This is a genomic window from Nocardia sp. CDC159 (genome assembly GCF_023740735.1).
GTDB classification, from domain to species: Bacteria; Actinomycetota; Actinomycetes; order Mycobacteriales; family Mycobacteriaceae; genus Nocardia; species Nocardia pulmonis.
Map to the genome: position 1 here is coordinate 21,965 of NZ_JAMRXH010000015.1, position 22,177 is coordinate 44,141.

At 64.4% G+C, this 22,177-nt stretch carries 27 protein-coding genes; 25 read left to right on the forward strand and 2 right to left on the reverse strand.

Going from position 1 to position 22,177, the window contains the following annotated elements:
* Positions 1 to 421: 421 nt before the first annotated feature.
* Positions 422 to 871: a hypothetical protein gene (locus NDR87_RS27610; protein ID WP_251916194.1), complete on the forward strand. Its 450-nt coding sequence runs from the start codon at positions 422 to 424 to the stop codon at positions 869 to 871.
* Between the two features lie 563 nt (positions 872 to 1,434).
* Here the strand turns inward: NDR87_RS27610 and NDR87_RS27615 are convergent.
* The gene (locus tag NDR87_RS27615) at positions 1,435 to 1,692 is read right to left on the reverse strand and encodes a helix-turn-helix domain-containing protein (RefSeq protein ID WP_251916196.1); all 258 of its coding nucleotides are present in this window, start codon (positions 1,690 to 1,692) and stop codon (positions 1,435 to 1,437) included.
* A 140-nt stretch (positions 1,693 to 1,832) separates the two neighbouring features.
* Between NDR87_RS27615 and NDR87_RS27620 the strand changes: the two genes are divergently transcribed.
* The 24 genes from NDR87_RS27620 to NDR87_RS27735 all read left to right on the forward strand — a co-directional run bounded on the left by NDR87_RS27620 (position 1,833) and on the right by NDR87_RS27735 (position 21,135).
* Positions 1,833 to 2,090: a helix-turn-helix transcriptional regulator gene (locus NDR87_RS27620; RefSeq protein ID WP_251916198.1), complete on the forward strand. Its 258-nt coding sequence runs from the start codon at positions 1,833 to 1,835 to the stop codon at positions 2,088 to 2,090.
* An 82-nt stretch (positions 2,091 to 2,172) separates the two neighbouring features.
* A complete protein-coding gene (locus NDR87_RS27625) occupies positions 2,173 to 2,895 on the forward strand; it encodes a hypothetical protein (protein WP_251916200.1) in 723 nt (240 codons plus the stop codon).
* A gap of 98 nt (positions 2,896 to 2,993) precedes the next feature.
* Positions 2,994 to 3,191, forward strand: coding sequence for a hypothetical protein (locus tag NDR87_RS27630; protein WP_251916201.1), 198 nt, complete (start codon positions 2,994 to 2,996; stop codon positions 3,189 to 3,191).
* A gap of 600 nt (positions 3,192 to 3,791) precedes the next feature.
* Positions 3,792 to 4,556, forward strand: coding sequence for a PE-PPE domain-containing protein (locus NDR87_RS27635; RefSeq protein ID WP_251916203.1), 765 nt, complete (start codon positions 3,792 to 3,794; stop codon positions 4,554 to 4,556).
* Between the two features lie 30 nt (positions 4,557 to 4,586).
* Positions 4,587 to 5,420: a glycoside hydrolase family 25 protein gene (locus NDR87_RS27640; RefSeq protein ID WP_251916205.1), complete on the forward strand. Its 834-nt coding sequence runs from the start codon at positions 4,587 to 4,589 to the stop codon at positions 5,418 to 5,420.
* Positions 5,417 to 5,683, forward strand: a complete 267-nt coding sequence (locus NDR87_RS27645; protein WP_251916207.1) for a hypothetical protein — start codon at positions 5,417 to 5,419, stop codon at positions 5,681 to 5,683. Before NDR87_RS27640 ends, NDR87_RS27645 begins: the two co-directional genes overlap by 4 nt.
* Positions 5,683 to 6,093 carry a hypothetical protein gene (locus NDR87_RS27650; RefSeq protein WP_251916209.1) on the forward strand — a complete coding sequence of 137 codons (411 nt, stop codon included), beginning with the start codon at positions 5,683 to 5,685 and terminating at the stop codon, positions 6,091 to 6,093. The genes NDR87_RS27645 and NDR87_RS27650 overlap by 1 nt, the downstream gene beginning before the upstream one ends.
* Positions 6,094 to 6,114: 21 nt before the next feature.
* Positions 6,115 to 6,489, forward strand: coding sequence for a hypothetical protein (locus tag NDR87_RS27655; RefSeq protein ID WP_251916212.1), 375 nt, complete (start codon positions 6,115 to 6,117; stop codon positions 6,487 to 6,489).
* 141 nt (positions 6,490 to 6,630) lie between these two features.
* The gene (locus tag NDR87_RS27660; RefSeq protein ID WP_251916214.1) at positions 6,631 to 7,170 is read left to right on the forward strand and encodes a hypothetical protein; all 540 of its coding nucleotides are present in this window, start codon (positions 6,631 to 6,633) and stop codon (positions 7,168 to 7,170) included.
* A 133-nt stretch (positions 7,171 to 7,303) separates the two neighbouring features.
* The gene (locus tag NDR87_RS27665) at positions 7,304 to 9,292 is read left to right on the forward strand and encodes a deaminase domain-containing protein (protein ID WP_251916215.1); all 1,989 of its coding nucleotides are present in this window, start codon (positions 7,304 to 7,306) and stop codon (positions 9,290 to 9,292) included.
* 25 nt (positions 9,293 to 9,317) lie between these two features.
* A complete protein-coding gene (locus tag NDR87_RS27670; protein WP_251916217.1) occupies positions 9,318 to 9,815 on the forward strand; it encodes a hypothetical protein in 498 nt (165 codons plus the stop codon).
* 85 nt (positions 9,816 to 9,900) lie between these two features.
* Positions 9,901 to 10,338: a hypothetical protein gene (locus tag NDR87_RS27675; RefSeq protein ID WP_251916219.1), complete on the forward strand. Its 438-nt coding sequence runs from the start codon at positions 9,901 to 9,903 to the stop codon at positions 10,336 to 10,338.
* Between the two features lie 74 nt (positions 10,339 to 10,412).
* Positions 10,413 to 11,003 (forward strand): hypothetical protein, encoded by a 591-nt coding sequence (locus NDR87_RS27680; RefSeq protein WP_251916221.1) that lies wholly within the window; start codon positions 10,413 to 10,415, stop codon positions 11,001 to 11,003.
* A gap of 181 nt (positions 11,004 to 11,184) precedes the next feature.
* On the forward strand, positions 11,185 to 11,406 hold the full coding sequence (locus tag NDR87_RS27685) for a hypothetical protein (protein ID WP_251916223.1): 222 nt from the start codon (positions 11,185 to 11,187) through the stop codon (positions 11,404 to 11,406).
* On the forward strand, positions 11,367 to 11,780 hold the full coding sequence (locus NDR87_RS27690) for a DUF5361 domain-containing protein (protein ID WP_251916224.1): 414 nt from the start codon (positions 11,367 to 11,369) through the stop codon (positions 11,778 to 11,780). The genes NDR87_RS27685 and NDR87_RS27690 overlap by 40 nt, the downstream gene beginning before the upstream one ends.
* Positions 11,781 to 11,841: 61 nt before the next feature.
* Positions 11,842 to 13,173, forward strand: coding sequence for a hypothetical protein (locus NDR87_RS27695; protein WP_251916226.1), 1,332 nt, complete (start codon positions 11,842 to 11,844; stop codon positions 13,171 to 13,173).
* Positions 13,170 to 14,057, forward strand: coding sequence for a phage tail protein (locus NDR87_RS27700; protein ID WP_251916228.1), 888 nt, complete (start codon positions 13,170 to 13,172; stop codon positions 14,055 to 14,057). Before NDR87_RS27695 ends, NDR87_RS27700 begins: the two co-directional genes overlap by 4 nt.
* On the forward strand, positions 14,057 to 15,622 hold the full coding sequence (locus tag NDR87_RS27705; protein ID WP_251916230.1) for a phage tail protein: 1,566 nt from the start codon (positions 14,057 to 14,059) through the stop codon (positions 15,620 to 15,622). Before NDR87_RS27700 ends, NDR87_RS27705 begins: the two co-directional genes overlap by 1 nt.
* Positions 15,623 to 15,645: 23 nt before the next feature.
* Positions 15,646 to 16,683, forward strand: a complete 1,038-nt coding sequence (locus tag NDR87_RS27710) for a hypothetical protein (RefSeq protein ID WP_251916232.1) — start codon at positions 15,646 to 15,648, stop codon at positions 16,681 to 16,683.
* 10 nt (positions 16,684 to 16,693) lie between these two features.
* Positions 16,694 to 17,770, forward strand: a complete 1,077-nt coding sequence (locus NDR87_RS27715) for a hypothetical protein (RefSeq protein ID WP_251916234.1) — start codon at positions 16,694 to 16,696, stop codon at positions 17,768 to 17,770.
* 14 nt (positions 17,771 to 17,784) lie between these two features.
* A complete protein-coding gene (locus NDR87_RS27720; RefSeq protein WP_251916235.1) occupies positions 17,785 to 18,822 on the forward strand; it encodes a hypothetical protein in 1,038 nt (345 codons plus the stop codon).
* A 32-nt stretch (positions 18,823 to 18,854) separates the two neighbouring features.
* The gene (locus tag NDR87_RS27725; protein WP_251916236.1) at positions 18,855 to 20,147 is read left to right on the forward strand and encodes a hypothetical protein; all 1,293 of its coding nucleotides are present in this window, start codon (positions 18,855 to 18,857) and stop codon (positions 20,145 to 20,147) included.
* A gap of 13 nt (positions 20,148 to 20,160) precedes the next feature.
* Complete coding sequence (locus NDR87_RS27730; RefSeq protein ID WP_251916237.1) at positions 20,161 to 20,610, forward strand: hypothetical protein; 450 nt, start codon at positions 20,161 to 20,163, stop codon at positions 20,608 to 20,610.
* A gap of 54 nt (positions 20,611 to 20,664) precedes the next feature.
* Positions 20,665 to 21,135 (forward strand): hypothetical protein, encoded by a 471-nt coding sequence (locus NDR87_RS27735; protein WP_251916238.1) that lies wholly within the window; start codon positions 20,665 to 20,667, stop codon positions 21,133 to 21,135.
* A gap of 155 nt (positions 21,136 to 21,290) precedes the next feature.
* Here NDR87_RS27735 and NDR87_RS27740 read toward each other — a convergent pair whose 3' ends face one another.
* Positions 21,291 to 21,716 (reverse strand): hypothetical protein, encoded by a 426-nt coding sequence (locus tag NDR87_RS27740; protein WP_251916239.1) that lies wholly within the window; start codon positions 21,714 to 21,716, stop codon positions 21,291 to 21,293.
* Positions 21,717 to 22,177: the final 461 nt, after the last annotated feature.

Here is a 22,177-nt window from a genome sequence, read left to right on the forward strand (position 1 = left end):
AACGCCGCGAACCGTGCCCGCACAACATCGTCGGACCTGGCAAGAGATGTATCGAGGGCAGCCTGGTTCACCGGGCGGGGGTGTACCCGGGCGCCACCTGCTTCCCATTTCGAGACCAGGCGCTCGTGCACACCCAGATGTGCCGCGAACTCCCGGATACTCATCCGCTTCGCATCGCGGAGGGCGCGGGCTTCTTTCCCTGACCACTGCCGGACCACGATGTCATCCCTTCCGCAACGAGCTCCGTAATCCAGGGTACGAGCGCATGGTGATCATGGCCACAGCCGAAACCGAGCTGGTATCAGCGATTTTGCAGGTGCCATGGACAGAGGCAGCGGAAGGGCAGCGCAAGGAGGGCGGGCGTGCGTTCCGAACGGGGGTCTCCGGAGGCGAAGCTGGGAGAGGATCGAGGGAGTTCGCCGTGAACGTGGAGAAGCTCAGGACTGTCGAGGATTGGGTGGCGTTCTACCGGCACGAATTCGGATTGCCGGTTACCGAGCGCGGTGGCTTCGTCATGCTACCGATCACCGGGCGGATCGGCGTCGTGCATCTGCCCACGAGGCGCGCCGAGCGCGTCCGCGACTCCCTGTCCGAACAGGGGATGGCCGGTCCCATGCTGGCCCGCCAGATCCGGTGGAGTTTCCTGGTGGTGCCCGACAGTCGACCGGGCACACAGGTTCTCGACGTACTCAACCGTTTGGATATCGGCATCCCCGCCATCGGCAGTGCCGTCATGTTGCCGACCGGTCTCGGTAGATGGACCCGGGAAGGGTGCCACTGGGTCGTGCCGCCGAGCCCCGACAACAAACTCCCACCGCTGTCGGTGGTCATCACGACGGCGCTGGCGGTGGGGAGCGGCGGCGAGGTCTGAATCCTCGCTCCCTCGGGCCCGGGTCCGCCTCTCTTTGGCAGTCGACGAGGCGGACCCGGATACCGGGGTCTTGCGTTCATCAGGCCGGGATGCGTTGGCTACGTGTGTATCTGATCAAAACCCCGTCTCGCTGTGTATACTCCGGCCGTCGGATATGTCCGAAATATATTGTGCGGCTGGGCATACGGACGGATGGAAGGTATGGGATAGATCGAGGTGGATTGCCACCCTTTCGGGTAGGGCAGGCGGACGAGAGCTGGCGTTCGCGGGGTGGGCGTCCTTCCTTTGTTTCCGGCCGGTGCAGCTCCCCGGCATACGGAAAAATCGGTCCTTCGGGGCCGGGAGGTCATGGGATCCGTTGTGGGTCTTCAAATAAGAGGGGATAAAGCCGCATGGAGGCGAGCAGATGGGCGACGTGGTTCGGCGCGTTGCTGGATGGTGAAGCGCTGACAATCGTCGGTGCGGGTTTGGGTGTCGAGATCGTCCGGCGGATACAGCAGGGGACCGCCACGGTCAGCGATGTGATTCGGGCGGCTTGGGAACTGGGGCGAGATCCGCGGGAATTATTCCCGATGTCGTTCGACGACTTCGATCGTCTTGGCGACGATCTCCTGCGGCGAGATGCCGAGGGCGTTGCACAGGGCATGTAGTTGCAGCATGTCCGGTGAGCGCTCGCCGTTCTCGAACCGCTGAATGGTGCTCACCGCCAATCCCGAAGCGGCCGCGAGCTGCGGCCGGGTGAGGCCCCGCCGGGCCCGCGCGGCGCGCAACTCGCTGCCGACCGCGCGATTGATCTCGCCGTCCATGTCCCGCAATTCCATACGGACCATTGTGAAGTCCGAACGGCGTTCTTGCAAACACATACGGCGTGTTGGCGCATAAGTGCCAGTTCCGTGTGTCGCTCTAGTTACTGGTCCGTATGGACTTGCTGAAGGTCCATACGGACCTTACAGTGCTCCATATGGAACTAGAAGATAGATGCATCGCCTCCAGAGTCGAGGTCGCCATGAGTGCGGCGGGGGTGGATCTGCCCGAGCTGGCCCGGCGCACCGGGCTCTCGGAGGCGGCGTTGGTCCAACGGCTGGCCGCGCCCGGCTCGTTCCGGTTGAACGAGCTCGGGCGCATCGCTCTCGCGCTGGATTGCAGTCCCGTGGAACTGGCGGGGTGTTCGGGGGACGACGGTTTTCCGACATGCTGCCGACGGGGTGCGGCCGCATGAGGGTTTTGTCGAGGCGGGGGGCGTCGAACAGCGAAGTGGGGAAGCTTGTGCTGCTCGGCCGCGCCGAGGCGGTGATGTCACGGTGAGCGACCGGTTGTACATCGACCGCGCCGCGGTCCGCGAACTCGTCGCCCTGCTGCGCGAAATCCCGGATCTGGCAATGGATCTGCTGGACGCCACCACCCGGCAGGCCCGGCTCGGCCACCGCGAACGGCGGTGGCAACACCACTCCGGCGCCCAGCCGCTGCCGTACAACCCCGCGGCCGCCGCGGCCGCGGATCGGCTGCACGCCGCGCTCGTCTCCTGGGTGCGCCACGTCTGCGAGCATCGCGGCCTGGTCTACGCCGGTCCGACCACGACCGGCGGCCTGGCCCGCTGGCTGGACCGGCATCTGATCGCGCTGGCCATGACGCCGGGCGTGGAAGCCGCACCGGCCGAATTTCGGATGGTCGTCACGGCCGCGACCAGAATCGTCTGCCCGCCCGCGACCGTCATCGAACTGGACACCACCAAACTGGCCCTGGCCCGCCGGAGCAGGCTCAATGCCTCCGGAATCGCCATGCTGGCAAAGGAATTGGGCGAGCAGTATCGGGGCCTCACCGTCCGGCGCATTCAGACCCTGCGCGACGCGGGCCGAATCGCACCGGTGCCCGGTCCATGGGCTCCCGACTGGCCCGACCAGTACGTGGTCGGGGACGTCCTGGACGCCCATCTCGTCCATCCGCTACGGTGCCGCCGAACAGCCACCACGGAGTCGGCGAGTAAACAACCCACGGTCGGAATCGAAGTGCGCCGCGCCGGATGATCCGGCCGCCGCGACTTCCTCCGCGTCCCCACGTTCACATCCACAGGCCGACGAGTTCTCCGGAACTCGGCGGCCTGATTCGTATCCGGAGCAATCCCGTGCACTACACCCTCACCCAACTCTTCGACCTGGTCGCACACGCGGCGCCGAACATGCCCCCGACCGTCGATCGCGCGCACGAGCTGATGCGCGTCCACCGCGAATGCACCGTCGATTCCTGCGCCCACAAGTGCGCCGCCTTCGAGGTCTTGATCGCCGCGCGCCATATCGTGCCCGATTCGTCGCGCCGCTACTGATCGCGAAAACCGTTGCTCACCAGCCTTTTCGGCAGAAAGTTTGACAAATCGATTCGCTTACGTGAAGCTATGTGCAGCGCCACAGTTGTGCCCACGATCCGGAAATCAACTCGGATCTCCTCCGCCACAACATCTTCCGCGCACCAATCCCGAGCACAGCCCCCGAGCTGCGGCACGCCCCCGACGAAATCCCTTAGCCCCCTTGTGTATCGGGCCGGGTCGAGCGCGCCGCAAACCCGCCTCCCCGTGTCCCGTCTCCCCAGAGCCAGCGGTCGCTAGACGGTGTAGAGCGGCGGAGGCGCCATTGCCCTACCCCCGGCCGAGCGGCCGGGGGTAGGGCGCACAGACCCGTCAGCCCGCCCCGCCCGGCCGTGCCTCCCGCATCTCGTCACCCCTCGAAAGCGGTTGCAGGCCAACGGAAGCCGGGGCGCCCGCGGCCCCACCCGCACCCCGTTCACGCGGGTGGGGCCGCCCCTGCCGAAAGGAGGTGAACAGATGCTCACCCTCGCCCTCGACCTGATCGAGCTGGCCTGCAAGGTCGCCCACATCGTCGTGCCGGTACTCCAGCGAATCCTCGCCCTGTGACCGAAGAGAGGCCCTGTGATCACCGTCCTCACCTGCCGCGGCACCGGGGAACCGCTGGGTGCTTCCACCAATCTGCTGACCGCGGTGACGCGGCGACTGGACCCGGACAAATACGTCCTCGGACCCGATGTCGATTACCCCGCGAGCGTCGGACCGATCAATCCGCGCCGGGACCTCGGCGGCTGCTCGGAACGACAGTCGGTCGAGGTGGGCGTCGTCGCGCTCGCGGCGGCGATCCGCCGCGCACCCACCAAGGTGGGCCTGCTCGGCTACAGCCTCGGCGCGCAGGTGCTGACCCGTTTCCTGGAGGCCAAGGCCCGCGGCGAATTCCCCGACTGCGAGCTGGTGTGGTCGGCCACCATCGCCAACCCGCTACGCCGCGAGGGTGATTCGATCGACCCGAGCCCCACCGGCTTCGGCATCAACGGGCAGCGCGGCGAATGGCCAGGCGACATCTTCACCTGGGAGGTGGCCTGCCCGCTCGATCCGATCACCTCCTGCCCCGCCGATTCGCCACTGCGCAACCTGGCCGACGCGGTCTCGGCGTTCGGCTTCGCGGAACTGGGTGGATGGTCGCTCGATCTGGCCGATCGCCTACGCCGAAACCGCTGGCAGCCCAACCGAATCGAATGGTGGCGACATCCCATGCACGCCTGGGACCAGTGGTCCCGCGCCGCCGCGCTGATAGAGGGCTACCTCCTCGCGGGCACGCATACCACCGCATACATCGACAACGGCTACTGCGCCCGCCTCGCCGCGATCCTCGACGCGCACGGCTGACCGCGCGGTGCCCGACCTCAGGAAGCCCCCGTGACCATTTTCGGCATCGACATCTCCAACAACAACGGCCCCGATATTGACCTGGCTCAGGTTGCCCGCGAAGGCTTTTCGTTCGTCTTCGCGAAGGTCACCGAGGGCGACTACTTCATCGACTACACCTGGCCGAGCTATCGCGACGCTGCGCGCGCCAACGGGCTGCTGCTGGCGGGCTACCACTATCTGCGCGCCGACTGCGATATCGACGCCCAGGTGGACCTGTTCCTCGAACACCTCGGCGACGCGCCGTCGATGCTCGACTTCGAGGAGAACTCCGGCGATCTGTCGACCTTCTGGGCCTTCGTCCACGCGCTGAACGCCCGCGGCCGACAGCTCAACCTGTCCTATATCCCGCGCTGGTACTGGCAGCGAATCGGCAGTCCCGATCTGTCGCGGGTGCCCGGCCTGATCCAGTCCAGCTACGTCTACGGCACCGGTTACGCGTCCGAGCTCTATCCGGGCGACGATTCGCGTTTCTGGAACGGCTTCGGCGGCAAGGCCGTCGACCTTCTGCAGTTCACCGACCGCGCCCTGGTGGCCGGGCATCACATCGACGCCGACGCGTTCCGCGGCGGCCTCGACGACCTGCGCCGCCTGCTCGGGCTGTCCACACCACCTACCGAAGGAGCTCTCATGGCGCTGACCGAAGCGCAGCAAGCCGACCTCTACCACAAGGTCAACGAGATCTGGGACCAACTGCTCGGCCCCGGCGGTCAGGGCTGGCCGCAACTCGGCCGCAACGCGGCGGGCCAGCACCTCACCCTGGTGGACGCCATGGCCCAGCTGTCGAGTGAACTCCGCACTGGCACCCCGGGAGCCACCGAATGAGCGCGGGCGAGTTGGTGTCCCGCAACGCCAAGACGGTGATCTCCGCGGTCGGCGGACTGATCAACGTCCTGGCCGCGACGGCCCTCCTGTTCCACTACGCCCCCGCCGAACTGGCCGGTTTCGGCGCCGCGGCCCTCACGGCCCTGGAGGTCCTGCGCAGCGTCAACGTCTGGCTGGTCAAGAACGAGCCCCTCATCGAAGCCGCGGTAGACGCGGGCGCCGAACTGATCGAAGCCATCCAGCACCCCCGCGGAGCCGCGTGATGCCCCTGGCCGAAACCGCCGCCCTGGCCGCCGCCACCTTCGTCGGCGGCTCGGGCGCCACCGCCTTCTTCTCCTGGCTGCGCGACCGCAAACGAATCCCGATAACCCAACTCCGCCACGAGGTCACCGCCGCCAAGGACGTCAACGACATGGCCCTGGCCACCCTGGCCCGGGTGTCGGAAGAACTCCGCGTAGTCACCCAGCGCCTGGACGCGGTGGAGGCAGCCCAGGAGGCATCGATCCGCGAATTGAACCGCGTGACGGGACTTTTCCGGGAGGCACTCGGCGTGCTGCGAGGCGTGATAGAGGCCGCGCAGCAGGGGCGGATTCCGGAATTGCATATGTCCCGGGAATTGATGGCCGAGGTCGAGCAGGACCACGGCACCGGCTGGCCACGCACCTACGAGTAAGAACCGAAGAAGGAGACCACTATGTCCGACAAACTGGCGAATACCAAGGCGTTCTACGACGAGGTCCGGACGGTCTTGGCCGGAAAGCTCAGGTGGGAGAGCTATCCCGGTTCCGCGCTGTCACAAGAGCTGAGGCATCAGTTCCAGCTGCTCCAGTTCGCAATCGATGCGGACGTCCGCGGCGATGCGACCGGTACCCCGACCGACGTCAACACCAAGAAGTTCGCCGCCGACCTCTACAAAGCCGGTCCCGTTGTCGAGCGGTACACCGAAGCCATGACCCCGACACAGCGAATGCTGTTCGGGGACCGTCAATCTTCTCCCTACGCGAACCGCGGGTTCGCGGGCGACCTGGTGGCGGCCCTGCAGAAGGACGATCCGACCTGGAAGCCGTGATTCTTGCGGTCCCCCGCACAGCCGACCCAGCTCTTTCTGGAGACGAACCCGCACATCATGTCCGACAGGGAAATCATCGAATCGGTCACTTTCGGCGACCACCGAGCCCCCACGAACTACGTGAAAACCGATAGCGGCCAAATGGTTACTCCCGAGTTCCTGGCCTTCATCCAACAGGCCTTGACCGGAAAACTGCCCCCCGCACCGGAACTGGACGCCATCGACCCCCAGATCAAAGCGTTGGCGGAGGAACTGTCGGCAATCCACCTTCCTGAGTGGCAGGCCCCCAACTCTCCGAAGACCGCCGAGCCCACGGTAACCGGCCTCAAACAGGCCACGCGAGTCGCGGAGTACCTCTTCAAACGAGGCGTCCGAATACATCCCGAACTCGAGCAGATCCGCTGGGTGGCAACGCCCGGCGGCCCTCCCGGCGCTTTCGACACCGGGCTGCATGTCACCAAGGACGAGAACGGCGATTGGCCCTCCCCCGATCCGGACGCCTTCTACGACATGGAGGACATCCAGGTCACCCAGACCGACGACGGCCGTTGGGTAGCCGTGCATCCGCGGGGGTTGTCGTTCGATGCGGCCACGAAGACCGAGGCATATGCGGGCGTGGTCGATCAGCTGCGTCAACGGATCGAGCGCGCCCGAAACGAGCAGCCAAACGAGAATCAGTAATTCCTGATGCGGTAGCTCCAACCGTTTGCCCGATCTCGTTGGCGCCCAACTATTTCAAGGTTACGTCGTGTCTGATTCAAATCGAAAACCTCCGAGATCGGGCCCGTTTCTTTCCCCATTCTGGGTGGATCGGATGGCCCAATTCCAGCGAATGGCTACCGGTCCGACGCCCGCTCGAGAAGGCGCTACGGGTACGGCGAACGAACGTCGTGTCTACACCTTCTACGACATGACTCCGGCCGGTGCAAGCCGAAGACTGGAACGCGTTTTGTCCTCCCGCGACATGGTGGCCACAGCGCAGTCGATCGCGATCGAAGCTTCGGGCCTGGACCCGATAGCCAGAGTTATTCCGCCGAGCACGCCATCTGCTCCGATGCCGGTGAGCCCGCCGAGCATTCCGGAAGGAACTCAGGTGGTCCCGCAAGAAACGTGGGACAACGGCACCCAAAGAGCACCGCTTCAATATGAACCGAACCACAACACTATGCGTGGTGGCGGTGGCGGTGGCGGTGGCGGTGGCGGCACCTCTCCGGGCGGGAACAACCGCAACACGCCGGGCCAGTCGGGTGGCGGCGGCCAAAACGGCAGCACCCCTCCACCCGCTCAGCGCTGGGTCATCAATCCTCCTGGCCACTATGTCATCTGGGAAAACGACCACCCACGGTGGGAAGACGGCCGGGAAGTACACATCTTCCGGGACGAGAACGGCAACATCACCGGCTTCGGCTATCCGGAACCCGTCCCCGGCACTCAGGACGACGCCCGAGCCGAAAACAAACCGGCGCAGGATCACAGCGACGCCGGATCCCAGCCGAGTCCCTCCACGACGGGCAACGGCGGAGGGTCGACACCGGTTCCGAGTCAGGGCGGCAACGAGGGTCCGCGCCCCAACACCACCGCCCCCACGCCCGCCGACCCCGAAGACGCGAACCAGGAGCCGAACCCCGCTCCGCCGACCGACGCGCCCGAGAACGAGGACCCGGCCCCCGCCGACCCCGCCGCACCAGCGGAATCCGACCCGGCCCCCCAGCCGAATCAGCCCGCCGAGCTGCCACCCGAACCGGAACCCGAAGAACCCCAACCGAAGCCAGAAGAACCACAGGAAGAACGCGGCATCGGCCAACCAGGATTCCTCGAAAGCTTGATCCCAGGATGGGGCTCCGGCCGAGCCGCAATCGACGATTTCCAAAACGGCCGGTGGGTCTGGGGAATCTTCAACACCATCATGGCAATCAGCGACTTGTTCTTGATCGGCACCATCGCCAAGGTCGGAGCGAAGGCCCTGCTCAAACTGGGCAAAATGCTCCTCGAGAGCGGAGCGGTGAAGAAAGCGATAGCCGACGCCGCTGCCGCCGCTGCCAAGAAGGCCGTTGATGCCGCCAAGGCGGTGGTCGACGGCGTCACGTCGGCCTGGAACAAAGCCGGCGAGATGGTGGCTGGAATATTCGGCGGAGGAAAAAAGAAGGCTGCCGAGGAAGCGAAGAGAGCTGAAAAGGCAGCGGCTGAGGCGCAGAGGGAAGCGGCCGAACGGCAGTGGAAAGAAGCCGCCGAAGAACGCCAGAGAAGACTCGATGAATGGAAGAGGAAAAAGGAAGCGGGAGAGAAGGTCGACTACACACGTCGATCGCCCGAATGGAAACCGTCTGGCGACGGATTTGATGATCTCCGTTCAGACATTCAACGGATGCACGACAGCTCCCCTAATATCTCGCACACTCGGACTCTCGCGTCAGGAGAATTCGAAGCGGCTGATGGAAGTAAGATCAACCTCCGAGCGTCCAGCGCGAAAGAGAAAACGGTAAAGCGGGAACGGAAACCATTCCCCGATGAAGCTCGTGAGCCGGTCGATAATCCAAACCGCTACGAACACTTTACGGTCGGTGAAATCCCTCGTAACGCCGACGCCGAGCTGAAGATCCTGGAGACCCTGCGTAGTCAGCTCAAACCCGGAGCGTCGGGCAAGTTGCGAATGGTCGTCGACCTGCCGTCGGGAGATAGCAAGCTGGCGACTGAGATCGTATGCGATTCGTGTCGAGGTGTCTTGAATCAGTTCCGTCACGAATTTCCAGGCATTAGTGTGGAAATTCGTGACATGTACGGTAGAATTATCACGCCAGAGTGAGCAGCGGAATGGATGGGATAGGAAGATGGCGGCCGACGGTGGCGGCAACATTGCAAATATAATTCGGCATCTGTTCGAAGAGGTTGAACGTAACGACATGGACTTGAGCAGGGTGGTCGGAGCCAGCGATGAAGAAATCGATCGGATGGCTGCTGCCCAGAATGTTCCCAATGTGCCTGTCGCCTTCCGTGAGGTGCTTCGTTTGATCGGCAAGAACGAAGGCCCCTTTTTTGGCGCGATCGATTATTTCGGCGTCAGCGGAGATTATTATGAAGCAAAAGATTTGGCACTGGAATTCTATCGAGAATTGCCCCCTGATCAAGATGTGCTAGTTGATGCAGATCATATGCTTGTGCTGACTACCTATCAAGGTGAAGCGTGTGTCGTGATTGACGGTGCCAGCCTCGGGGAGTCCAATCCGCAAATTTTGACGCTGCTCGAAGGGGGTGAGATTATTGTTCGGGGGCGTACGGTGGTTGATTGGTTTGCCGAGGCATGTGAGAGAGTTGCAGGGTGTAGATGATTTTGGATAATAATAGTATTTTTTTGAAAAGTTGACACCAAACTTTTGCGGGGGTATCGCTCCGATTGTGTGAAAGGGGGTGAATATGTCTGAAAAGATCACGTACCCGGATATCGAGAAGGCTCTGACCGACTACCTGTTGACGCAGTTTGCCGCGCTCGCGGAGCCCGCGAAGGTGGTTGTGAGAATGCCTGAATCGCGGCCACCGCGGGTTGTCCGCGTAGCTCGCAACGATCGGAAGCTGCGAAGCGACAGGGAAGATTTTGAAGGGCTGCGTGGGCCGGAGCGGATCGTCGACCGTCCCCGCGTGGTCTTCGAATGCTATGACGATTCCGGTGCAGCCGCGGAACTGGCGGGGAAGGTTCGTACCATCCTTGCCGCTGCCGCTCCCGGCTATATCGGCCAGGTCTGGTGCGACTACATCGAGGATGTCGGTGTCGAGAACAGCACCGACTCGGTGACGGCCGCCCCGCGGTATCTCGTCACCACCGACCTATACGTGCGAGGCACCGTACTCGCGTAACTCCCCTGCGGGAGAACACAACTGAATACACCTCATCCCAACGGGCCTGCGCAACAATCCCGAAGGGAATGGCTATGGCCAAGCAGTTCAGCAAGCTGATCGGTGCCGGCACTCCGGTTTCGGTGACGGGCGGTGTGCTGGTTGCACCGCTCGGCACTCCGCTGCCGACCACGGTGAGCGACGCCGTCAACGACAAGTTCAAGCCTCTCGGTTATGTCTCCGAGGATGGCATCGAGTCCAAGGGCGAACGCCGCGTCGAGTCCGTCAAGGACTGGAACGCCGATATCATCGCCCAGCTGCAGACCGAGCATTCGGTGCGGTTCGGGCTCACGCTGTACGCGGTGTGGGATCAGGACGTTCTTGCCGAGGTGTTCGGCCCGGAGAACGTGACGGTTCCGGGCAAGCCCACCACCACCTCCGGCAATCTGATTCGGGTTACCGAAAACGGCGCCGTGCTGCCGTCTCGTTCGTGGGTCTTCGATATGAAGAACGAGAACAGGAAGCTGCGTATCGTACTGCCCAACGCCAAGATCTCTCAGGTGACCGAGAAGAAGTTCGTGTCGAAGGAGTTGGCGGGCTTCAACATCACCATCGAGGCGTTCAAGGACGATTCCGGCGTGAAGGCGTACCGCTACCTGGACGACGGCCTCTACGCCACCGCCTGATAAGCCCCCAGCGGCGGCGGATTTCAACCTACGCGCAGGCCCGCCCGCCGCCGCTGGGCCTCTCCCATTAACGCCTGCGCATCTTCATCTGTACGAAAGGGTCTGCGCCCCAATGACTTCACCGAAGGCCCCCTCGCTCGAATACGAGCCCACACTCGTGAAGGACGATTTTGTCCGGAGGGTGAGCGGAATCGAGATCAGACTGCCGTCGCTGGCATATCTGAAGCCCGGGCTGATCCGCCGAATCCGGCGATTGAGCGATACCGACGCGATCTGCACGCTGCTGGAGCTGACCCTGGACCCGGCCGCGCTTGCCGCGGTCGACGACATGGATCCGGGCGATTTTCAACAGCTCATGAACGAATGGCGGACGCATTCGGGAGTGGACCTGGGGGAATCCTGAGCCTCGCGGCTCTGATCGAAGAGCACAGCGAGGCCATCGAATACGACCTCATCGGCCTCGGTCTGAGGCTGCGTCAACTGGGTACGGAGCAGCTGAACTGGCGTGATCTCAAGGTGGTCGTCACTTGCTCGTCACCCGACTCCGCCACCGCCCGAGCCAGATATCCCGAAGAACACAGATGGCAGCTCTGTCCGATGTTGCTGGCCGATATGGCTGATTCGTTGCGTTGGCTCGTCTGGGCGAAGACACCCGACGCCAGATATGGCCGGAACCGGCCCGACCCCATCCCTCGGCCCGGGGTGAAAGCCGCGACCGAGCGCATCGGTACGGCGGCAAGCCAGGAGGAGATGAACGACTTCCTCGGCTGGACGTGACGGTGTGCGGCTCCGCAGATCGCGGCGTCGGAGGGTCCGAAGGTCGATGGAATGAAAGAGATTGAGCATGGTTTTTCGAAAAGAAATGCTGAGCCCTCCACCATGGCAGGACTATGAATCGAATTTTGGAGAGTTGATCCAAGGGGCCGGGCTCGGGCAGACCATGTCCGATCTTGCCAATTTGCTCGACGGCCCCTCCTTCCTCGCCGGAGATCCGGCCATGCGGACGCTGACGGATCTCGTCGGACTGCTTCCCGCTTCGGGTCTTTCGCTCGACCAAGGGGAGTTGTTCGGCCAGCTGAACTCGCTGGCGAGTGCATTGAGCACCGGAATGATCGCTGCCGCGGGCGAGGCCGGTGCGCGCATGGGAGCGGCGTTGGGTTCGGCCATCGGCCCCGCCCTCGGGGCACTGGGTCCGGCCACCGCACCCGGTGGCGCCCACCCCTCCTCGGCCCGATCGGTCCGCGCTTTCGCATCCGATCCGGAAGGAAGCCGAGGGTATTTCCCAAGTTCCTCCGCGGCACTGGCATCGGGTCGTGGAAGCTATTTCGCTCCGTCCGCCGGTCTGCCCGGCGGGTCGGTCCCCAGTCTGCCCGGAGAACCCGCCCGGATGCGGGCGCATGTTCGCCGTGGCAGGCCGAGCCCACCCCCGGCACTCGGAGAGGACCTCTCGTTACGTGGCTTCCTGGATACGTTCAGGATGAATCCCCGTAAGCCGGTCGGCGATCCACCCGGCTTGGCACGAGCTCCGATGGGGGTACCGGGACCCCGCGCGTCCCTGTTCGGCGATGCGCTTGCCCCGGCCCTCGGACCGTCCTTCCCAGACCTTGGTGCGCACTTGGGCGAAGTGGGTGGAGCGTTGCTCGGTGGCGCCGGTGCGACACCCCAGCAACCCGCCGCCTCCGGATCAGGCGGTTGGCAGGGCTTCGATCAGAACGGCTTGGCCATGGCCGGAATTCAGGGCGCCGTGTCCGGCGCCATGCAGGGCGGCCTCATCGGCGGAATCAAAGGCGCGGTCAGTGGCACGGCTTCGGCGGCCGGTGGGCAGCTCGGTACCGCGATCGGTACCGCGATCGCGCCTGCTTTGGGCCCGGCCGCACCGCTGGCACCGATTGTCGGTGGGCTGTTGGGCTCGACGCTCGGTTCCATGGCCGCGGAGACCGTGCTGAAACCGGTCGAGCAGGTTGTCAGCTATGCCGGCCAAACCGCGAAGGAAGTGATCGGCAGCGGTTTCGGCTTGGTCGATCTGGCCAACGGCCCGGGCGGACATACCGCACGGGGCGACATCTACAACTTCAACGGAATGGACCCGAAGAGCGCCGCGATAGCGGTGGAGCGGGTGCATCGGCGCCGCACATTGGCGCAGCAACGCGGAGGAGGGCTCGGTCGGTGACCAGGCAACTACTCGAAACCCGCGACACCAAGGTCGTCGTGTGGGACATCAACGGTCGGGTATGGCACATCTCCGGCGCCAACGCCGGTCGTGAGGGGGTGCGGCTGGCCAAACAGTCGGGATTCATGTTCGCACCCGTGCAACTGCTCGTTTCGGAGGGCGCCCGTCAGGATGGCGCGACATTTCATCGCTCGGTCCGCTCGAAGAAGGAGTGGGACTTCGTCGTGGTCATCTCGGGAACCGCGAAAGCCGGTGTGACCGACCCGGTTCGTGACTTCTATGCCGTGCACGATGCCTGGTTCCGGGGTTGGTCGACGGATATCCCGGTCACGGTCGGCACCTTCACCCGCCATCAGGGTTGGCGGTTCCAGCGCGCACAGTTGGAACTCGCGCCGGAGCCGATCGGCGATGTGGATCCGGCCCGCAACGCGCTGGTGATGTACAAGATGTCCGCGGTCGCCATGGACCCGCTCGAGCACCACTTCGAGGAAACCTCTGTCTGGACCAACACCGTGGGCCGCAACGAAGGCATCGTTCGTGCCCGAAATGCCGCGGACCAGCCCGCCTGGCCGCGGTACACCATGAACGGCCCGGGGCGCTGGTCGATTCTGGACCCGACCGCCGGTGACCTGACCCGCATGGTGCAGACCCCGATGTTGAAGTCCCACCAGACGTTGCGCATCGATACCGATCCACGTCGCCGGACCGCGCGCCTGAGCCCGGCGGTCGAAGGCGAGAATCCGTGGGCTCAGATGGCCGGTCGTCGCTGGCTCGCGGCGCTGCCGCCGTGGAGCTCGACCGATATCACCGTGCGGGTGGAGGGCGGGACGCTGCAATCGAGCCTGATCGTGTCGGTTACTCCGCGATCGTCGAGGCCGTTCTGATGACCGCGACCTGGGATCCACACGCCGAAGCACATCGAATGGACCGGGCGTACCGCGACGAACGCGAAGCGCTCCGCGATCCCGAGGTGCTGGTGCGCTACTGGGACAAGAATATGCGGGAGGTGGGCGAGGAGCACAATTACCTCTCCCTGGAGTTCACCTATCCCCGCAACGCCGCGGGCGGTCTGAAGATGGTCTGCCCGCGCGACATGGTTCATTTCGACCACCTGTTCGACAACGACGACAAAGAAGACGCGACCATCCCGATCACGGTGAACACCAAAGGTTTTCGCTGGGATGGTTACATCACCAAGGCGTCCATCGTCAGGGACGAGCAGGGTGTGGAGACGGTCGATATCGAGGCCATCCACTGCTGGAACCACATCGCCACGATCTGTTGCTGGGCAAACCCTTTCGCACCCATCCTGGCGCAGTTCCCGCGGCACATGATCCAATTCGGACCGGTGCGCACGATCGTCACCAACTATTTGACGGCCAATCTGCTGCGCCTGCAGGGCGGTAATTCCCTGTTCCCCATCGCCGTGGTTCCGGTGGACCCCCTGCGCGACACCAGTAGGTGGAGTGCGGCCTCGGCGCGATTCGACATGGCGGACAAGCTGTTCGCACCTATGCTCGAGGACTCCGGCGTCATGCTGACGGCCAAGTTCTTCCTGCCGGGCGAGGACGAGCAGCCCGCGCCGGACTGGTTTTACCTGGACCGGCCCACCGTGGTGTTGGAGGCGGTCGACAAGTCGGGCGTCACCGGTTCCAGCGGCACGCTGCTGGACGGAATCCAGTCCTGGATAGAGGAATTCAGCGACGACGGCACCACGCCAGTGCGCTATCCCAATCTCAACTCGACCACCGATTACGAGGCGGTGTACGGGCAGCCGGGGAAGAACGGGACGTTCAAGGCCTTCCCCTGGGTGTGGTACTTCGAGGGCGAGTACTCCGGTATCGGCCGTTCGGAAATCGCGCTGCATAAGCCGACGGCCACCGACATCATCGTCGGCGGTCGTTCCCCGGGCTGGGTCAACGCCGGTATCGAAATGGTGTTGAAGGGCCTGCTCTCGCTCATCGGCCTGGACTGGCTGTATCGAGGTCAGCTCAACGACGTGTTTCTGGCGTGGATGGTCTACCGGAACGCCGAGCGCGTGCGACGCGCGGGCCCTTACGCATTCCGCGAGTTGTACATCTCCGGCAGCGACAAGGCATTCAATCTGGATGGCCTCGTCGCAGCCCGGCAGGGTCTGCACCTGACCCGCGGCTACACCAGCAAACGGGTCACCGTGGAGGACAACGCTCCCTACGTGCTCGGCAGGGACTTCCAGCTGGGCGATCAGATCGGTTTCGCACTCGACGACAAGATTTTCACCGATTACGTCACCGAGTTGACCTTCACCGACGACCGCGAAACCGCCGCGAGGTGGCAGATCGTCGTCGGCGACGGTTCGGACGAAGAGGATTCGATCGTCAAGGCGTGGCAGCGGCTCGGGCGCGTCGCGGCGGCGGTCAAGGATCTGGCCACCGATGTCGGCGCGGACCTCGACCTGCTCATCTTCTGACCTCGTTTCGTGAGGAGAAAACATTGGCCGACATCAGTTTTCCGGCCCATATCACCGTGCGTCGCGAGCTCGACGCCGACGGGCTGCCGATTGTGACCGCGGACGTTGACGTCGACGGCGACGTCGCTGGGATGAAGCTTCCTGCCGGTGCGCCGGGACCCCAGGGTCGAAAGGGTCAGCCCCGCACCACGTTCCGAAAAATGGGCGCGATCGAGAACGCCGCGGCCCGACCCGCCGGTCTCGGTCCCGACGATCGCGGCAAATGGTGGCACCGGCTCGACGACAACGGCATGGACTGCTGGGACGGCGCGGCGTGGGTGCATTCGCCACAGGTGGTCGGACCACAGGGACCGGTCGCACCGCCGAACACCATTACCGCGGCCCCGACCAAACACGAGGAGAATCTCACCGTTCCCGCGGTGCGGCTCAGCGGCTCGGGACCGAGCCAGCAGATGATCACGACCGCGCCGGCGGGTCTGCAGGGGCCGAAGGGGCCGGCCGGCGCGTCGGGAACCATTGCCGACGCGCTGCACAAGGCGACCGGCCCGACGAGGGGCTCGGTATTCGCATTCAACCGGGCCAATCAGATGTTCCGTCCGCTGCCGCCACCGCTCGGTATCGGCCCGTGGTCGTGGTCCCAGGAGGATTTCGCCGCCGATCAGGAAGTCGACACCGCGCTGCTGACAGTCGGAACCTTTACGGTGCCGGCCCAGCCGTTCGCCTGGCGACCGATCGTGCAAGGCCATGTCAATGCCGGTGGCGTGCCCAGGGAGAGCAAGGTTTCCCATGTCGCGACGACCGTGTGCCTGAACAGCACCGATGGTGCCGTGCTGGCCGGAACCCGAACCTCGGCGGGTCTGTACCTGCTGCTCCCGCTGCTGCCGTGGTATCGCGACGGCCAAGTCGCGCAGACGCTGTCGCCCGCCTCGGGATTCGCCAAGGTACCCGCGGGACAGCCGGCGAGCCTGGTGGTGAGCCTGGCCAGGACCGAGAACAACGGCGGCGCGATCGGTTTCAGGCGTGAGCAGACTTCGCTGGTCGTCTACGCCCAGCCCATCTGAACGAGGTGACATGTCTACCGTAGGCGAATACTTCCGAGCCACGAAGCTGCGTGGCATCGATGAAGGGGTCGGTGCGCCCGGACTCGTACAGTCGATGCACGGCACACCTCGGGACGGCTCTTTCGAATTGATCACGGGCACACCCGGACCCGTTGGGGCACAGGGCGAACAGGCGGCCACCTTCCGGTGGGAAGGCGATATCTCCGATCCGGTGGCACTGGCCGCGTTGGCGACCCGACTCGGCACCGTGCACGCGGGACGCGCCTGGCGCGTGAAGTCCACCGACACGTTGATGTATTGGAACGGTTCCGGTTTCGAGACCTTCACCGACGCCTTCGGCGCGCCTGGACCCGACGGAAAGCCGTGTTCGATCACCATCGGCACCGTCGACACCGGACCCGTCGGGTCGGATCTACGGGTCACCCTGACCGGCACGGCACCGAATCTGGTGCTGAATCTGGTCGTACCCCGGGGCATCAAGGGGCGTAAGGGCGATCCCGGCGGCCCCGGACCGATCCGGGAGGCGTCAGATTATCTCGACGGGCCGCTGGTGGACCGTGCGGTGCCCATATGGAGCGAGACCGCTCAGAAGTGGAAGCTGCAACCCTATCCGGGTCTTCGTGGGCCGTGGTCGCTCGTGGAGGCGCGTGCGTGGGACGACGGCCCCGGCTTCGCCCCCGGCAAGCGAGATATCAACGTCGATTCGATGACGGTCGCGCAGTTGAAGATTCCCGCGCAGGACACCGATTGGCGGCCGGTTCTCGGCGGGGGTGTGGTCACGTCGACCACGGAACCCCACGAAATCACGTCCGTGACTCGAGTAGATACCGAGGTACGCCTCGGCTCGCCCACCGGGCAGATCGTCGCACTCGGCGCGGGTTTCCCGATGGGAGTCGACGGAATCGGCTACCTGCAGCCCTACTACGGCGTCCGGTCGATGACACCCGACAGCACCGTCGGTGTCGTGCCGGCTGGACAGGCGACCACCCTTTACGTCGTGCTGCGCCGGAAGGGCACATCGACATGGATCTACTACCAGTCCAACGCCCAAATCATCTGCTGGGCAAGACCGATCACCACATCGTGAGGGCGGAGAACCAGATGGCCGACCAACAAAACATCGTCTTCGACGACGACATCACGATCACGATGCGGGGCGTCTCCGATTCCATCGGCCTGCCGTACACGGTCAACCCCGTCGAACTCGTCGATCGCGAGGCGGTGATCGAACTGCGCGACGGTCCGGTGGGCCCGCCCGGTCCCGAGGGCGATCCGGCCTGGCCGTGGCAATGGCAGGGCGATGTCGCGGATTTCACCGCCCTCCGCGCGCTGAAACCGACCCGCGCGGACGCGGGCAAGGCCTGGCGGGTCGTCGCGGAGAATGCCATCTATCTGTGGAACGGTGCGGAATTCGTCGCGTTCTCGAATGCCTTCGGCAGGGCGGGCCGTCCAGGCCCGGTCAATACCCTGATCGGAACCGCGGTGGCCGGGCCTACCGGATCCGCCGCTGCGGCAAGGATTCTCGGCGAAGCGCCGGGACAGCAGCTCGAGATCACTTTCCCGCGCGGGATTACCGGCGATGTCGGTGACCCGGGCCGCCCGGGGCGGTTGCAGGACGCCGCGGATGTGCGGATCGATGCCGACCGTCAACTCGGCCAGGATTACGTCCTGGGCTGGGACACCTCGGTGTCGAAGTTTGTCCCGATGCCGTGCCCGCGGTCTGCCGGACCCTGGGCGATTTCATCGGGTCAGTTCAGCGGCGGAGCCAATCTGAACGATCCGAAAACCATAGCGGCGATCACCATTCCGGCTCAGCCGGTGGCCTGGCGACCGCAAGTTGTCGGGTCCATTCAAGTCAGAGCGAGTAACGGCACCCGATGCGATGTCGAGGTCCGGATCGGGGACAACAGGAACGGCGATCTGGTCGGCTACGGCGCCGGTTACGACATTTACAGCTGGGACTGGTTGCTGATCGGTCCGCATTTCGAAAGCCCGCTCACCCCGACATCGAAATTCGGCGTGGTCCAGCCGAATCAAACCGTCACGTTGTACGTCACCGCGATGCGGAAGCAGGGGACCAAGACGTACGAAGTCGACACTGCGGGCGCTCAGCTCATCGTTTACGCCCAGCCGATTTAGCACCACGCTCATCTCTCGAAAGGTATTGATCCATGGCCGATCTGCCCCCTTTGAAATACGGCAAGGTCGTCGGGCGTTTTCTCGCCAACGTCGCCCACGGACCCACTATCGGTGATCTCCCCGATTTCCCGGCGCTGACCGGAACCGTCACCTTCACCGCCGAAGCGCCGAAGGTCCTGGTCGCAGGGGCACAGCCGCCTGCTACCTACGTGCAGCTGCCGAAGCATTACGAATGCGAACTCGATTCGCAGGGTTACCTCACCTGGCGCGGCGTGCGGGGCGTTCGCCTGGTGTCACCGAACAGCTCCACCAATCCGTCGAAGTGGACGTGGCGGGTGACGTTCAAACTGTCCTATCAGGACGAACCGGTGCCGCTCGAATCCTTCGGTTTCGTGGTGCCGGAATATGTTCCGGGACCCGATGAGAACAATCCCGATGCCGGTTCGATCGGGCTGGTCGATCTCACCCTCGTGTCGCCCGTGCCCACCTCCCCGGGCAATGCGGTCGTCGTCGGGCCGCGTGGCGAGGGGCTGCGAATCGACGGGCTGGTCGACACCTACGACAAACTGCCGCCCGATCCGTCGGAGGGCGCCCAGTACGTCGTGCGGGCCGACGGGCTGCTGTACGTGTTCCACGCCGCAGCCGGCGGCTGGACGCCGAACGGTCGGGGTGCCGTGATCCGTGGGCCGGCCGGCACCACCGATTGGGCCGGAATCACCGGCAAACCGGCCACTTTCGCGCCGATCATCGGTTCCACCGCCACCACCGCGGTCGCTGGGAACGACCCGCGTCTGTCCGATGCACGGACACCGACCACGCACACTCATCCCGCAACCCAGATCAACGACTCCACGGCGATTGGCCGGGCGTTGCTGACCGCTGCCGACGCGCCCGCGGTGCGTACAGCCGTCGGCGCGGTGTCGGTCGACGATCCCCGGCTGTCCGATCCGCGCAAGCCAACCGCGGAGGGTCAGGCTTACGACATCGCGTACAAGTCGCATATCGGAACCCGCGCCGCCGGTACCGGGAATGTGATGCCGGAAGGCCTGCGGATCGAACGCAGGATCTCGGTCAGCTCGGTTACCTACCGCGGTGAGACTGCTGGCACCGGCAACCTGATCGTGGAATTGCGACAGAATGGCAATGTCGTGCCGAATTCGTCGGCGACCATCACCCCGGCGAACCAGACCGGGGACACCACGATCACCCCGACCACGCCCTGGACGTTCATGCCCAACGATCGGCTCACGGTCAACATCACGACGGTGGATACCGGTACCGGTAAGGGGCTGCAGGCCAGTCTGAAAGGCGTGACGGCCGCATGAAAGCGAGTGCACGATGCCGCTACTGATCGTCGGTTCCGCCTCGGCGTTCGCCCCGGTCGGGATGCTCAAGAACGGGCCGCAACAGTTGACCCAGGACTGGGCCATGGTCGTCAATTGGACTGCCGACGTCGCCCGCTATCCCGGTTCGGTGGTAGTCGGTGACAAGCAGGAGCAACTGCGGTCGCTCGGATCGAAGACGAACGCCAAAATCGAAGTCGGCCTTCCCTTCTCGGGCGGCAGCACCATCTCCGGAATGTCGCACCAGGTGCAATTTCGGATCAACGGTTCCGATATCCCTGGCGTCGGGGAGATCGGCGGCAACCAGGGCACGCTCGGGCTGAGCCTCAACTGGGATGTACATGCGGGTGATGTCATCACGGCGGTGGTGCGATGCATCCCCACTCTGGGTAGCACGATGCCCACCATCAACGCGACGGCCAACGCCTACCTCAGGATCAGCTGATGAGCCTCCTGTCGGTCGGAGCCGATGTGCCCACTCGATAGGAAGGATCACCCGATGTCCCTGATCGTCGTTGGTGCGGTACCGGAGACGTTGACGCCCATGGGGATGAACAAGGCGGGCCCGAGCCAACCCGTCGATCCCTCGGGCGTGCCGGTCAGGCTGACCCAATGGACGGCTCGGCCGGAATTTCCCGGGACGATCATCAGTCCACGGGCCGAATTGCTGCCCAACGGTTCCGGCATCGTCACCGTGCACTGCGGCGTCCAGCTCGCTGGAGTGTGGAGCTCGGTCGGGAGCCTGGTCGTAGATGTGATGAAGAACGAGGAGATCGTCGTCAGCGGACAGTTCCAGAGCATGACGAATCTTCTGGAGCTGTCCGCCCCCGCGGTATCCGTCGCGCCGGGCGACCGTCTCTGGGTCCGAATCGGTCTGCAGGCCTTGTTCGGCGGTATCACGGTAACCGCGGGCGCGAATACCTATCTCTACTACGACCTTTCTCGAGCGCGGGGTCGTGCTACGAATTGATTGGAAGTCACGACCGGCAGCCCCGACGTGTGCCGAATACCGTCGTCGCGGGACTGCCCGACGCGGAGGTGTTCTTCACCGACAAGGAGGTCTTCGGGTATTTCCCGAGGGATCGGCCAGGGCTCGAGGACCGTACTATCTTCGGCCGGTCGCTGTCAGACGAACCAGGCCCGCGCCGACGGCCGGGTCAGGCAGGCGATCGTGGTCAGGCCGCAGAGGACGCCCAGGAGGCCTGGCGGGGTTTGGTTCAGCGTTCCCGCCAGGCCGAAAAGCAGTTCCAGGGTGCCGCAGACGATTGCGGTGGTACGGGTGGTGCTGCCTCGGTGGGAGAAGCGTAGGCAGGGGATCGCCGCGATCCAGCCGGGGACGAAGGTGAACGCGATCTCGCCGGCATGCTCGAGATTTCCGGCGGCGGAACCTGTTACGGCCAGGATTATGCCCAGCGCGGCGAACAGCAGGGTGGTGATCTGGGCGGTGCGGACCGAGCGGGGCATGGCGGCGAGGTGGGGTTCGTCCGGCCAGGGTAGCCGGGTGAAGGGGAGGGTGTCGGTCCTGTCGTGGCCGGAGACGTTGTGCGACACGGATTTTCTCTCTCGAGTGCTGGTGCCGGGGTGGGGCGGAACGCTACAGGATGCCCCACGGCCCGGGTTGTCGCAAGCCGGGCGGGGAGTCCTGTCGCGGGGCTCGGAACAGAGGTTTCGAACGTGAGCGAGTGGGAAATCTGCGGCCGGTAGGCCATCGGCCGGAAGCTTGGGAATCGCTCGGATGCGAGGAGCGCATTCAGAATTTATCGTTTCGAGATCGGTTGGCGTTACAGATAATTCGTTGTGATCTATATCTCACCATTGCTCGAAGATTGCCGCATGTTTGACTGAAGCGAGGTATCGATAACGATAATCGAAACGGTGTGGCGTGTTCGAGGGTGGTCGGGGTCGATCCGAGCACAGGGTCGGTTCGCGGGTGTCGTTGGAGGGGGTGGCTCGAACAGGGTGTACGGGTCAGGAAGGCGTGGGAGTGAATCTTCCATGGTGAAATGCCCGTT